This window comes from Sulfitobacter sp. (genome assembly GCF_041552635.1).
Lineage (GTDB): Bacteria > Pseudomonadota > Alphaproteobacteria > Rhodobacterales > Rhodobacteraceae > Sulfitobacter.
Window position 1 is genome coordinate 1 of record NZ_JBFEKM010000123.1, and the last position, 12,673, is coordinate 12,673.

General features: G+C 59.8%; 11 protein-coding genes and 1 pseudogene. 8 read left to right on the top strand and 4 right to left on the bottom strand.

The window, feature by feature from the left end; all coding sequences use genetic code 11:
- Window positions 1-105: 105 nt before the first annotated feature.
- Both ABYT07_RS14315 and ABYT07_RS14320 read right to left on the bottom strand, forming a co-directional pair.
- The gene (locus tag ABYT07_RS14315) at window positions 106-876 is read right to left on the bottom strand and encodes an MBL fold metallo-hydrolase (protein ID WP_372992720.1); all 771 of its coding nucleotides are present in this window, start codon (window positions 874-876) and stop codon (window positions 106-108) included.
- 74 nt (window positions 877-950) lie between these two features.
- Window positions 951-3,368, bottom strand: a complete 2,418-nt coding sequence (locus ABYT07_RS14320; RefSeq protein ID WP_372992721.1) for a mechanosensitive ion channel family protein — start codon at window positions 3,366-3,368, stop codon at window positions 951-953.
- Window positions 3,369-3,563: 195 nt separating this feature from the next.
- Between ABYT07_RS14320 and ABYT07_RS14325 the strand changes: the two genes are divergently transcribed.
- From ABYT07_RS14325 to ABYT07_RS14355, 7 genes are read left to right on the top strand one after another with little or no spacing between them, the layout of a single operon-like run.
- Window positions 3,564-4,844: a nucleotide sugar dehydrogenase gene (locus ABYT07_RS14325; protein WP_372992722.1), complete on the top strand. Its 1,281-nt coding sequence runs from the start codon at window positions 3,564-3,566 to the stop codon at window positions 4,842-4,844.
- A gap of 27 nt (window positions 4,845-4,871) precedes the next feature.
- Complete coding sequence (locus ABYT07_RS14330) at window positions 4,872-6,077, top strand: glycosyltransferase family protein (protein WP_372992723.1); 1,206 nt, start codon at window positions 4,872-4,874, stop codon at window positions 6,075-6,077.
- Entirely contained in the window at window positions 6,074-7,315 is a 1,242-nt protein-coding gene (locus ABYT07_RS14335; RefSeq protein ID WP_372992724.1) for a glycosyltransferase family 4 protein, read from the top strand. The genes ABYT07_RS14330 and ABYT07_RS14335 overlap by 4 nt, the downstream gene beginning before the upstream one ends.
- Window positions 7,315-8,391: a glycosyltransferase family 4 protein gene (locus tag ABYT07_RS14340; protein ID WP_372992725.1), complete on the top strand. Its 1,077-nt coding sequence runs from the start codon at window positions 7,315-7,317 to the stop codon at window positions 8,389-8,391. The genes ABYT07_RS14335 and ABYT07_RS14340 overlap by 1 nt, the downstream gene beginning before the upstream one ends.
- Window positions 8,388-8,969 (top strand): histidine phosphatase family protein, encoded by a 582-nt coding sequence (locus ABYT07_RS14345; RefSeq protein ID WP_372992726.1) that lies wholly within the window; start codon window positions 8,388-8,390, stop codon window positions 8,967-8,969. The genes ABYT07_RS14340 and ABYT07_RS14345 overlap by 4 nt, the downstream gene beginning before the upstream one ends.
- A complete protein-coding gene (locus ABYT07_RS14350; protein WP_372992727.1) occupies window positions 8,966-10,120 on the top strand; it encodes a glycosyltransferase family protein in 1,155 nt (384 codons plus the stop codon). Before ABYT07_RS14345 ends, ABYT07_RS14350 begins: the two co-directional genes overlap by 4 nt.
- Window positions 10,117-10,866, top strand: coding sequence for a polysaccharide deacetylase (locus ABYT07_RS14355; protein ID WP_372992728.1), 750 nt, complete (start codon window positions 10,117-10,119; stop codon window positions 10,864-10,866). The genes ABYT07_RS14350 and ABYT07_RS14355 overlap by 4 nt, the downstream gene beginning before the upstream one ends.
- Here the strand turns inward: ABYT07_RS14355 and ABYT07_RS14360 are convergent.
- On the bottom strand, window positions 10,863-11,360 hold the full coding sequence (locus ABYT07_RS14360; protein ID WP_372992729.1) for an alkylphosphonate utilization protein: 498 nt from the start codon (window positions 11,358-11,360) through the stop codon (window positions 10,863-10,865). The genes ABYT07_RS14355 and ABYT07_RS14360 overlap by 4 nt on opposite strands.
- 70 nt (window positions 11,361-11,430) lie before the next feature.
- Between ABYT07_RS14360 and ABYT07_RS14365 the strand changes: the two genes are divergently transcribed.
- Window positions 11,431-11,916, top strand: coding sequence for a transposase (locus tag ABYT07_RS14365; protein WP_372992730.1), 486 nt, complete (start codon window positions 11,431-11,433; stop codon window positions 11,914-11,916).
- A 78-nt stretch (window positions 11,917-11,994) separates the two neighbouring features.
- On the opposite strand, the pseudogene ABYT07_RS14370 reads toward ABYT07_RS14365, so the two are convergent.
- Window positions 11,995-12,673 (bottom strand): annotated as a pseudogene (locus ABYT07_RS14370) (elongation factor 4); the annotation flags it as partial.

The following is a 12,673-nucleotide window of genomic DNA, read 5'->3' on the forward strand; positions in this document are numbered from 1 at the left end:
CCCCACCCCCCCCCCCCCCCCCCCCCCCCCCCCCCCCCCCCCCCCCCCCCCCCCCCCCCCCCCCTTGGCGGTCCGGCTGCCCCTTAGGACAACCGGAAAACCCAATCAGTACCAGTTACCGAACTTAACTTCGGTTCCCATTGCCACCATCTTGGCGAATTCTTCTGGGTCCTGTGTCCCACCATCGCGGCCACGGAAGTGGTAGGGATAGACATAGGATGGTTTGAACTCGGACACAGCCGCCGCAGCCGCTTCGGCGTCCATGGTGAACGGCAGGTTCATACAGACGAACGCCAGATCGATGTTTTCAAGCGCGCGCATCTCTGGCACGCCTTCGGTGTCCCCCGAGATATAGACGCGGAAGTCAGGCAAGCTTACCACATAGCCGTTGTCGCGGCCCTGCGGGTGAAAGTTCAACCGCTCTTCAGTGGTGTTATAGGCGGGGATCGCTTCGATCGAGACCTCTTTGAACATCGCGGTCTCGCCGTTGGCGATCATGCTCGCCTTTGCCTTTAGCGCGTCGGGCAGCATTTCATACACGGCAGGGTTCGTAATAATCTGGGTGTTTTCGCCAACAACAGCGGTCAGCGTGTCCACGTTGTAGTGGTCGCCATGTTCGTGGGTAATCAATACCAGATCGGGCGTTGCGAAATCGGCGTAATTCGCCGCATCGCCAACTGGATCATTGTAGATCACACCAATCGGCGTCTCCATCACAAACGAGGCATGGTCCACGGGATGCACAGTGATGTCACCGCCCGGTGTGGGGAACATATCGGCACCATGGGCAGCGGCACGCGCGGCATAGGGCAACATCGTGACAACACCGGCGGCTGCGGCGGAAGTCATTAGGAACTGGCGTCTTGAATGTGTCATAGCGTTTCTCCTGTTGATATTGAGAGAGAGCTAGCCCGTGCCCCGCCCCTTTCAATCACGCTCTGGCAGAATTCTCAGCGGTCGTCGCCCCCGGCTTCGGGACCGTCCAGCGCCTCTTCCTCGATCGACGCTTGCGCGGCGGCGGTGACGGCCTTGCGCTCCTCATCGCTCAGATCGCTGACCTTACCATCTGCCAGCCGCACGGTGACCTCGCGGTGGGCAAAGCGGATGCCTTCACGCTCGAACAGGGCGCGGATTTCTTCATATACCTTCTTGCGCACCAACCATTGATCGCCGGGTTTGGTCATGAACTTGACCCGGATGATCATCGCGGAATCCTGCATCTCGATCACGCCTTGGGATTTCAACGGCTGAATAAAATTCTCGCCGATCACGGGATCATCCAGCAGCGCGACGCCCAGCTTTTTGATCATCTTGCGGACCTTTTCCACATCCGTGTCATAGGTCACGCGCAAGGGCAGCTTCATGATCACCCAGTCGCGGCTATAGTTGGTCATGACCTGCAATTCGCCAAAGGGAATGGTGTGCAGCGCGCCCAGATGATGGCGCAGCTGGAATGACCGGACCGAGATCTTCTCGACCGTGCCTTTGACCCCGCCCACATCCAGATATTCACCTTTGCGGAACGCATCATCGAACAGGAAAAACGCCCCGGCAAAGATGTCGCGGACCAGCGCCTGCGACCCGAACCCGACTGCCACGCCGACGATACCGGCACCCGCAAACAACGGGCCCACGTTGATGCCAAATTCCATCAGCACAATCAGCACGATGGTAACGACCACAACGATCAGGATGAAGTTCCGAAAGAGCGGAAGCAACGTCGCAAGACGGCTGGCCGATGACGCGCCGCTGCCTTCGTCGCCCAGTTCGGCCTCGGGCTGGTCGCCGACTTCGGCTTCGATCTTGGTGTCGATCCAGATGCGGAAGGCATGATACACCACATAGCCGATAAAGATAATGACCATGATATCAAGCAGCCGGTCCGCAAGGTTTTCGGCCATCCGCGCACTTTCGTTGTCCCAGATGAAAAAGAACGCATAGGCCCCGGCCACAAAGGCCAGAATGCCCGCCACCCTTTGGGCCAGCGCCTCGAAGGTGTTCATCGTCCTGCGGGGCATCATTTCGGCGCGTGCCGTTTCTTCGGCCAAAGCCAGACGTTCTGCGGCGTCGTCCTGTCCTGTGTGATCCGTTTCGCCATTGCTGTCGTTCAGCGCAATTTTTGCATCGCGGATTGCGTTCAGCCGACGGATGCTGCGGGCGCGGGCAAAGCCGCGTTCAATCCCGTAATTGATCACGCCGTAGACCACGATGATCGATATTAAAATACCGTAAGCACCCGCAATCAACGGGATCGAACTGGGCTTTTCCAGCACCAGATCATAGGTCAGTTCGACCCAGGCAAACAGCACATAGACCACGACCGCCGGCACCCATGCTTTGGACAAAATGCGGGTCACCAGGCTGCATTGGGCAAAGGGTTTGCCGTGGCGCAAAGCATTTGAAATCGCGCGGCGGTTGACCAGCACCATCAGGATATTCATCAAGACGATCACCGCTGACATCAATGACGCGATGAAGGCATAGAAATCGTAGTTCAAGCCAAGCTCGCCGATCCACATGCCGAACAAAATCGCGCAGGTGTCAAAGCTCGCTAGAATCCACAGCCATGTATACAGACGTTTGGCGTCTTTATCGCTGAAGACGGGGATGCGGTATTGTGCCAGAAACGGCGATAGGATCATCCGCCAAAGACCCGCAAAAAACCGGCAGACAAAATAGCCGATGTTGATCAACACGACCGTGAACTGCATCGCGGTGTCATCAAGCGTGCCGAAAATGGCAACTCCCAACACATAGGCCACTGCCATCGACACAAGAATGCCAACCACGCCCATAAAAAACCGGAACACCAGAAACGGCATCTTTTCGGCATAGCCGACGGGGTTTTCCAGCACCCGTGACGTCACAAATCCCCGTGCAATGCGCTTGCCGAAAACCTCGCGTTCAACCACGACCCCGATGCCGAACAAGATAAGCGAGATCATCAAGGTGGAGCCAAAGGCCCATAGCGTCCCGTCGGGGCTGGCAGCGCGCAAGATAAACAGGACCTCATTCACCGCGATCGGTAAATCTTTCAGCCGCTGGATCAAGGTCGCACGAAACTTGTTGGTGCGCTCTTGGGCCTTCATCAGGGGCGAATGTTCTAACATGTCGCCTTGGCCGTCAGGCGTCGATGTCCCCACTGCAGGGGCGGCTGACTGGTTCAACAATTGCCCATTGCTGTCGATAACGACGACGCCGACGCCATTTTGCGCGGCCTGTTCCATGATGCCCTGAATGCGCAGGGCTTCGGGATCGGTTGCTGCCTTTGCGGTCGGAAAGAGCGATTGCAACCCTTGCGCCTGAACGCCAGAACCCGCCATGAAGACTACAAGCGAGAGCATCAAGATGAATAAAACGTGTCGCATGCTGCCCGCACCTGTCTGGAAAACCTTCATAAGACGCTAAGCGACGCTGCCCCCCATTGCAATCGTTTGGCGGCACCACCACCTTAGGCCTCCAATCGCGAAACCGGTTCGGTTTTGCACAAAGGTTAATTTTATGCGATGTTGGCATCACCAATGGTTGGTATGGCATCGCACAACGCGCTTAAGGACCACGAGATGACAAAGATTTCAGCCGCCGAGCGTATTGCTGTTTTGGGTCTTGGGTATGTCGGGCTTCCGCTGGCCGTGGCACTGGCCCGCGCAGGGTTCGACGTTGTAGGACTTGATACCCATGCTCCTGCGATTGCCGCGCTGCAAAACGGAACCGACCCCAATGGCGAGGTGTCGGATGCCTCGATCAGCGCAAGCACTGCATGTTTTACCAATGATGCCGCTGATCTGAAAGGCTGCACTGCCTTTATCATCGCCGTGCCCACGCCAATCACCGATGCCAAAGCCCCCGATCTGGGGCCGGTGCTGGGGGCCTGTGCCACCATCGCACCGCATCTGATGTCCGGCAGCCTCGTCATTTTGGAAAGCACCGTTTACCCCGGCGTGACCGAAGACGTCTGCGGCCCGGCCTTGGCTGCGGGCAGCGGTCTGACACCGGGCACGCAGATTAAACTGGCCTATAGCCCCGAGCGCGTGAACCCCGGCGATGCCGAACATTCGATGGAAAATGTGATCAAGATCATCGCGGCCCAGGACGCCGAAACCCTTGACCGGGTCGAAGCGATTTACAAACCTGTGGTCAAGGCTGGCCTGCACCGCGCATCGTCCATCGCCACGGCAGAGGCCGCAAAAGTCATCGAAAATACGCAGCGCGATCTGAACATCGCCTTAGTCAATGAGTTCTCGTTGATCTTCTCGCGGCTTGGCCTTGATACCCTCGAGGTTCTTGAGGCCGCCGGCACCAAGTGGAATTTCCTGCCTTTCCGTCCCGGTCTGGTGGGCGGCCATTGCATAGGGGTTGACCCCTATTACCTAACTTACCGTGCCGAACAATTAGGCTATCACCCCGAAGTGATCCTTGCCGGGCGTCGCATCAACGACCAGATGGGCGTGCATGTGGCACAAACCCTGATCAAGAAACTGTTGTCCAAAGACATGGGCGTGCGCGGGGCCAAAGTGTTGATCATGGGCTATACTTTCAAGGAAAATTGCGCCGATACCCGCAACACCCGCGTCAGCGATATCGTTTCCGAACTGGGCAGCTATTCCGTGGAGCCAACGGTGCATGACCCATGGGTCGGTGCGGACCGTTTGCGCAGCGAACATGGCCAAACCGCAACCGACACGTTGGAAGAAGGCACCTATGATGCCATCGTTCTGGCGGTCGGGCACCGGGAATTCATCGAGATGGGTGCCGAAAAAATACGCAATTTGGGTAAACCCGGTGCAGTAATCTTTGACATCAAGGGGCTTTTTGGCAAAACAGAAAGCGACCTGCGGCTTTAGGCTTCAAGACCAAGTTAGGATCGGCTTATGAGCCAGACAGCCAACGACACCCTTCGCGACGGCAAGCCCAAGCGCAGGATTATCTTTTACAGCCATGATACTTTTGGTCTGGGCCACCTGCGCCGGTCGCGTGCTTTGGCTGCGGCCTTGACGGCGGGCGACGATAACGCATCGGCTATTATCCTGACCGGGTCGCCTGTTGCGGGGCGCTTTACCTTTCCCAAGGGCGTGGACCACATCCGCCTGCCCGGCGTCACCAAGCTGGCGGATGGCAGCTATGTTTCCCAGACGCTGGGGCTGGATATCGATGAAATCACCGCCCTGCGCGCCGGCCTGATCAAAACCGCGATCGAGAAATACGAACCCGATCTGCTGATCGTCGACAAGGAACCATCCGGCTTTCGCGGCGAATTGCTGCCCAGTCTTGAATGGTTACGCGATCACGGCAACACTAAAACCGTGCTTGGCCTGCGCGATGTGCTGGACGAACCCGAGGTGCTTGCCGCCGAATGGGCGCGCAAAGGTGCCATCGCAGCGACCGAGGCATTTTACGACGAAATCTGGGTCTATGGCGTGCACGACGTCTATGACCCGACCAAGGGCCTGCCTCTCTCCGAGGCGGCGCGTGACCGGATGCATTGGACCGGCTATTTGCGCCGCGAAACCACAGACGAGGTCGACCTGCCCGATCACCCCTATGTGCTGATCACACCCGGCGGCGGTGGTGACGGCGCGGCGATGGTATCGCTGGTGCTTGAGGCCTATGAAAAAGACCCTGACCTGTCCCCCAATGCGGTGCTGATCTATGGCCCGTTCCTGTCGGGCGACGTGCGCGATGCCTTTGACGCGCGGGTGGAAAAGCTGAACGGGCGCGTGACAGCCGTCGGTTTTGACAGCCGGATCGAGGCGCTGTTCGTCGGGGCCGAAGGCGTCGTGTGTATGGGCGGCTACAACACTTTTTGCGAGGTACTATCCTTTGACAAGCGCGCCGTCATCGTGCCGCGCACAGTCCCCCGCCTTGAACAGTGGATCCGCGCCAGCCGCGCCGAGGAATTGGGCCTTGTGCGCATGCTGGACGAAACCCGCGACGGCATGACCGCCGATGCGATGATCGCCGCGATCCGCAACCTTCCACATCAAAACAAACCGTCCGAGGCAGGCGCAGACGGTCTGCTTGACGGGCTGGATGTCGTGATCAAACGGGGACGCGCCTTGATGGACGGCACCGCATGACCCACCCAACATTGGCGGTCGTCGTCAAAGGCTGGCCACGCCTGTCCGAGACCTTTATCGCACAGGAACTTGTCGCGCTGGAAGAAGCCGGGTTGCAGTTTGACATTTGGTCGCTGCGCCACCCGACAGATGTCAAAACGCACCCGCTGCATGACAGGCTCAAGGCGCGTGTGCGGTACTTGCCGGAATATCTGCGCGATGATCCAGACCGTGTGGCTGCAGCCCGCGACGCGGCCCAAGCCATGCCCGGCTACGGTGCCGCATTTGAAACCTTTCAGCGCGATCTGGCCCGCGACGACACCCCCAACCGGCGTCGCCGCTTTGGGCAGGCTTGCGTGATGGCCCATGAACTGCCCGCCGACAGCCGTGGGATTTACGCGCATTTTCTGCATACGCCGTCTTCGGTGGCGCGGTATGCTGCGATCCTGCGGGGCATACCTTGGGGGTTCTCGGCCCATGCCAAGGACATCTGGACATCCCCCGAATGGGAACTGCGCGAAAAGCTGGATCCGGCGCATTTCGGCGCGGCGTTTGGTGCGACTTGCACCGCGTTCGGGGCGAAACACCTGCGCGCCTTGGCACGCGACCCTGACCGCATTGATCTGGTCTATCACGGGCTGGATCTGTCCCGTTTTCCTGCCCCACCCGACCGGGCACCGCGCAAGATCAGTGATCCGTTCCAGATGATGTCCGTGGGCCGCATGGTTGAGAAAAAAGGTTTTGACAACCTGATCGACGCGCTGGCCTTGCTGCCCGACACACTTGACTGGCGCTGGACCCATATCGGGGGCGGCACCCTGTCCGACGCCATGCAAGCCCGCGCCAAAAGCTTTGGCATCGACGACCGCATCACATGGCGCGGGGCCTGTGACCAACCCGAGGTGGTCGCCGCCATGCGCGCCGCCGATCTGTTCGTTCTGCCATCGCGCATTGCGCAGGATGGCGACCGCGACGGGCTGCCCAATGTACTGATGGAGGCTGCCAGCCAAAAGCTGCCCATCCTCAGCACGCCGGTTTCAGCGATCCCCGAATTTATTGATACAGGCACCAGCGGCATCCTGAGCGATGATGCGCCAACGGCTTTGGCCAGTGCTATGCAGGGCTTTGCCGATGATCCCGACCTTGGTCCACGACTGGCCAATGCGGCACATGCCAGATTGCACAGTGATTTTACAATGGCACCGGGCATTCGCCAGTTGCACAAACGCCTGAACGCAATGCTGGTGCAGGCAGACTGATGCAACTTGCCTTTTATGCGCCGCTGAAAGCAGCTGATCATCCCGTACCATCGGGGGATCGTGCTATGGCGCGGGCCCTGATCGCAGCGCTGGAATTTGGCGGGGCGCAGGTGACGCTTGCCAGTGACTTGCGCAGCCGCGACGGCGCGGGCGATGCAGCGGTTCAACAGCGCTTGTTCGACACGGCCAAGGCAGAGGTGGCGCGGCTGATCCCCCAAGGACGCCGTGAAAACTGGGCGGCATGGATCACCTATCACAACTATTACAAAGCCCCCGACCTGATCGGCCCCGCCGTCGCGAAAGCGCTGAACATCCCCTATCTGCTGATCGAATCCACCCGCGCGCGCAAGCGGTTGACGGGACCATGGGCGCGCTTTGCCCAAGCCGCAGAAGACGCAAGCAACGCGGCGGATGTTATATTCTACCTGACGCAGCGCGATGCCCAGACCCTTGAGCGCGACAAGACGCAAGGTCAAACCCTGATCCATCTGCGCCCCTTTCTGGCGCGCCAATCCTTGCCCGCGATGTCCTTGCAGGATGGGCCGATGCTGTCCGTTGGCATGCTGCGCAGCGGCGATAAACTGGCCTCCTACCGCATTATCGCCGAGACGTTACATCACCTGCCCACGGGTACTTGGGCCCTAGATATTGCCGGTGACGGGTCCGCCCGCCCCGACGTCGAAGCGCTGATGGCCCCTTTTGGAAACGCTGTGCGGTTCTTGGGGCAACTGGATGCTGCGGATCTGGAAACCGTCTATGGTCGTGCATCCCTGCTGTTCTGGCCCGGCGTGAACGAAGCCTTCGGGCTGGCCTATCTTGAGGCTCAGGCCACCGGCCTGCCCATTGTCGCCCAAGAGCGCCCCGGCGTCTGCGATGTGCTGGCCCCCGGCAATTACCCACATCCCGAAGACGGGATCACACCGATGTCGCTGCGACTACAAGCACTGCTGGCGGTGCCGTCCCTACGCACGGCCTTGGGGGAACGTGCGCGCAGCCATGTGGCCAGTCACCATTTACTGCCCACCGCCGCCGCCACGCTGCGCAACGGGTTGGCCAAGGCCGGAGTAACCCTATGACCCAGCTTGCAATTTTACGCCATGGTCACACCGATTGGAACCGCGCCGGACGCATTCAGGGGCGCACGGACATCGCGCTGGACCCAGAGGCACGCGCACAACTTGCCGCCCTGCGCCTGCCAGCGCCGTGGGGCGATGCCGATCTGGTGGCCAGCCCGCTTGTCCGCGCAGTTGAAACTGCCCGTCTGGTGGCAGACCGCGCGCCCGAAACCACCCAAGCCTTGATGGAGATGGACTGGGGCCAGTGGGAAGGCAAACGCGGCGTTGACCTGAAGGCCGACCCGGCCAGCGGGTTTCGCGATATCGAAGATTGGGGCTGGGGCTATACCCCGCCCGGCGGCGAAAGCCCCGCAGATTTGCGCGCGCGGCTGATCCCTTGGGCCGAGGGTTTGCGCCGGGATACGGTGGCCGTGTGTCATATCGGTGTGATGCGGGTGCTGTTGGCCCATGCAATGGGCTGGGATTTCAGCGGCCCTGCCCCGTTTCAGGTCAAACGCAACCGGCTCTATATTTTGCAGATCACGCCCGACGGATGGCGGGCCGCCAACGAACAAATCCGATTGGAAGAACGCCCATGAAGGTCCTGATTGTCGTCACGCACTTGTTGGGAACCGGCCATCTGGCCCGCGCCCTGAATTTGGCCCGCGCATACGGTGCGGCAGGCCACACGGCGACCGTAATCTCGGGCGGGATGCAAGCCCCGCAGTTGAACAGCGACGGCGTGACGCTGGTGCAACTGCCGCCGCTGCGATCAGACGGGGTGGATTTTGCGCGGCTGATCGACAAGGATGGCGCGTTGGCAGTCACAGACGTCTTTGACGCACGGCGCGATATGCTGATCAACCATCTGCGCGCCCTGCACCCCGACATTCTGATCACCGAGCTGTTCCCCTTCGGCCGTCGCACGCTGAAGGCCGAATTCACCGCTTTGTTAAAGGCGGCACATGATCTACCTCAACGCCCCCTGATCTGCGCGTCGGTCCGCGATATTCTGGCCCCGCCGTCAAAGCCCGCGAAGGCTGCGCTGGCCGATGAACTGGTCGCGCGGTTTTATGACGCGGTGCTGGTCCATTCGGACGCCGAATTAACGCCGCTTGACCTTAGCTGGCCGGTGTCAGACGCGTTGCAGCCAAAACTACGCTATACCGGATTTGTCGCCCCGCCAGCCGCCGCCCCGCACCCGAAAAAGTTGGGGGCGGACGAGATTATCGTCAGTGCAGGCGGCGGCGATGTCGGCGCGTATGTTTTCGACACTTGCCTTGCGGCCGCGGAACGGGACCCAAGCAGACGCTGGCGGCTGTTGCTCGGCGGGCAAAATGCCGTCGCGCGCAGTAATGCCTTGATGCAAACCGCGCCCGCGAATGTCGTGATTGAACCAGCGCGCCCCGAGTTTCGCCAGATGCTGTATCACGCCGCCGCCTCCGTTTCGCTGTGTGGATACAATACCGCGCTGGACGTGCTTCAAAGCCGGGTGCGGGCCGTTTTCATCCCCTTTGATGCGGGTAATGAAGTCGAGCAGGGCCTGCGCGCCGATGCCTTGGCGCAAATGACGGGGATCAATGTGCTGCGCAACGCTGATCTGACGCCAGACAGCTTGCTGGCCACCCTAAAGACTGTGCTGGACAGCCTGCCCCGTGCGGCGCGCAGTTCGGGGTTTGACGGGGCCGCCATGACGGTGACCCTGACAGAAGAAATGCGCGCCACCCAACAGCAAGGCGACACCCTATGAAAATAGACTGGACCCCTTTGACCACAGAACTGTCCCTGTGGCGCGCAGGCGGGCTGGTTTTGCCGCTGTGGTGGCGCGACGACGATGCCATAGCTGTCACCCCCGCCCTCAAGACGCTGACTGCATTGGCCGACGAACTGAGCCTGCCAGCCCATGTGGCGGTGATCCCCAAGCTGGCACAAACCACCCTCGCCGATTTTGTCGCAGATCAGGATGCAATCATCCCGGTCGTTCACGGGTGGCAGCACCAGAACCACGCCCCCGCAGGTGCCAAGAAAGCCGAATTCGGACACCCGCGCCCCGACGCGCTGACCGATACTACGCAGGCGCTGGAACGGATGCAGGACCTGTTTGGTGCGAAATTGTTGCCGATCTTTGTGCCGCCCTGGAATCGTCTTGATACCGACCTGCTGCCGGGGCTGGCGCAAGCTGGGTACTGCGGTGTCTCGACCTATTTACCACGCGCTTCCCGTCTGGCGACAACCGGATTGGTCCAGATCAACACGCATATCGACCCGGTTTTCTGGCGCAGCGGGCGGGGTTTGGTGCCCCCCCAAGACCAGATCGCAGGGATCATATCGCTTTTGCAGGACCGTCGCACAGGGCACACAGATGCGTCAGAGCCACTTGGTTTTCTGAGCCATCATCTGGTGCATACGCCCGAGATATGGGAGTTCACCCGCGCCTGTCTTGGCCGGTTGCTGGATGGGGGTGCCGTGCCCGCAGACCTGCGCGCGCTGCCCTAACGCTTTTTGACGAACTCGGTCAGGATCACGATCCGCTGACCTTCCACGCGCCCTTCGATATGGGCAGGGTTGTCGGCCACCAGCGAAATACGGTGCACCGCAGTGCCCCGCTTGGCGGTAAAGCCGCCACCTTTGACGGGCAGGTCCTTGATCAGAACCACGGTATCGCCGCTGGCAAGGGGCACGCCATTGCTGTCTTTGTGATCCGTGGGTTCTGCAACGTTATCGGCCCAGCTTTGGGTTTCTTCATCAAGGTAAAGCTGTTCCAGCAAATCACGCGACCAATCAGTGTCGAGCCGCTTGAGCGTCCGCGCGGCATAGACCTGAAGCGCTGCGTCCTCGGACCACATGGTCGACGCGATGGGGCGGAAGTGATCGGCAGGCGTTTGAGGGTCAGCGCAAAGGGCGCAAATGTCGATGCTCGCGTCCGCAGGACCGCCAGAAACGGGTGTGGAAACGAGCGGGGCATCTGTTGTGCAAAGGGGGCATGTCATGGTGGGTGGTTTAGGGTGGCGGTGTGCGGGGCGCAATCATTTGTTCGACAACTTCTGCAAAATTCGAAATATGAGTAAATACCGCCGCATGTATGTGCCCGGAGGCACCTATTTCTTTACCGTCAATTTGGCCAGCCGTGGCAAAGACTTGTTGCTGCGAGAGATTGAGCTTTTGCGGTCCGCTTATGCCTCGGTAGCGGTGGAACATCCGGTGCTTTGCGAGGCGATGGTCATCCTGCCGGATCATATTCACGCTGTTTGGACATTACCTGCGGATGATGCCCATCTTTCGGTCCGGTGGAAGAAGATCAAAGCGACTTTCACCCGTCATTGTCCAGCGCTCTCAAGTGTTGGGCCTAGCAAAGCAATAAAAGGTGAACGCTGCATCTGTCAGCGAAGGTTCTGGGAACATTGCATTCGAGATGAGGCAGATTTTGCAGCCCACGTCGATTATTGCCATTGGAACCCCGTAAAGCATGGGCTTGTGGAACGCCCCGAAGCGTGGCCGTATTCAACCGTCCATCGGGCAATCCGGCGTGGGGAATTTGTGGCGTAGGGTGGGTGAAACCCACGCGTGGAGGTGGGTTGAAAAGGAGTTACGCGTCGGTTTCACCCACCCTACATTTGCCCTTTCTCAACCATCCATCTTCAGCGCCGAAATAAACGCTTCCTGCGGAATATCCACCTTACCGAACTGGCGCATCTTCTTCTTACCGGCCTTCTGCTTGTCCAGCAGTTTGCGTTTGCGCGAGGCGTCGCCGCCATAGCATTTCGCTGTCACGTCCTTGCGCATCGCAGACAGAGTTTCGCGCGCGATCACCTTGCCGCCGATGGCCGCCTGGATCGGGATCTTGAACATGTGGCGCGGGATCAGGTCTTTGAGCTTTTCAACCATCGCACGGCCCCGCGTTTCGGCGCGGTCGCGGTGAACCATCGTGGAAAGCGCATCAACAGGTTCGTCGTTCACAAGGATCGACATTTTGACCAAATTGTCCTCGCGATAGCCGATCATCTGGTAGTCAAAAGACGCATAGCCCTTGGTCACCGATTTCAGACGGTCGTAAAAATCGAAAACGACCTCGTTCAGCGGCAGGTCATAGACCACCATCGCGCGGCTGCCCGCATATGTCAGGTCCATCTGGATGCCACGACGGTCTTGGCACAGCTTGAGCACGTCGCCCAGATAGTCATCGGGCACAAGGATCGTCGCCTTGATGCGCGGCTCTTCGATGTGGTCCACGAATGTCAGATCGACCATGTCGGCAGGGTTGTGCAACTGCGTGACGGTGCCGTCTTTCATGTGGATGTCGTAA

Coding starts and splice junctions, on each gene's coding strand:
- ABYT07_RS14360 (WP_372992729.1), bottom strand. CDS start 11,360: ATGACATGCCCCCTTTGCACAACAGATGCCCCGCTCGTTTCCACACCC.
- ABYT07_RS14365 (WP_372992730.1), top strand. CDS start 11,431: ATGAGTAAATACCGCCGCATGTATGTGCCCGGAGGCACCTATTTCTTT.
- ABYT07_RS14315 (WP_372992720.1), bottom strand. CDS start 876: ATGACACATTCAAGACGCCAGTTCCTAATGACTTCCGCCGCAGCCGCC.
- ABYT07_RS14345 (WP_372992726.1), top strand. CDS start 8,388: ATGACCCAGCTTGCAATTTTACGCCATGGTCACACCGATTGGAACCGC.
- ABYT07_RS14320 (WP_372992721.1), bottom strand. CDS start 3,368: ATGCGACACGTTTTATTCATCTTGATGCTCTCGCTTGTAGTCTTCATG.
- ABYT07_RS14350 (WP_372992727.1), top strand. CDS start 8,966: ATGAAGGTCCTGATTGTCGTCACGCACTTGTTGGGAACCGGCCATCTG.
- ABYT07_RS14340 (WP_372992725.1), top strand. CDS start 7,315: ATGCAACTTGCCTTTTATGCGCCGCTGAAAGCAGCTGATCATCCCGTA.
- ABYT07_RS14355 (WP_372992728.1), top strand. CDS start 10,117: ATGAAAATAGACTGGACCCCTTTGACCACAGAACTGTCCCTGTGGCGC.
- ABYT07_RS14330 (WP_372992723.1), top strand. CDS start 4,872: ATGAGCCAGACAGCCAACGACACCCTTCGCGACGGCAAGCCCAAGCGC.
- ABYT07_RS14325 (WP_372992722.1), top strand. CDS start 3,564: ATGACAAAGATTTCAGCCGCCGAGCGTATTGCTGTTTTGGGTCTTGGG.
- ABYT07_RS14335 (WP_372992724.1), top strand. CDS start 6,074: ATGACCCACCCAACATTGGCGGTCGTCGTCAAAGGCTGGCCACGCCTG.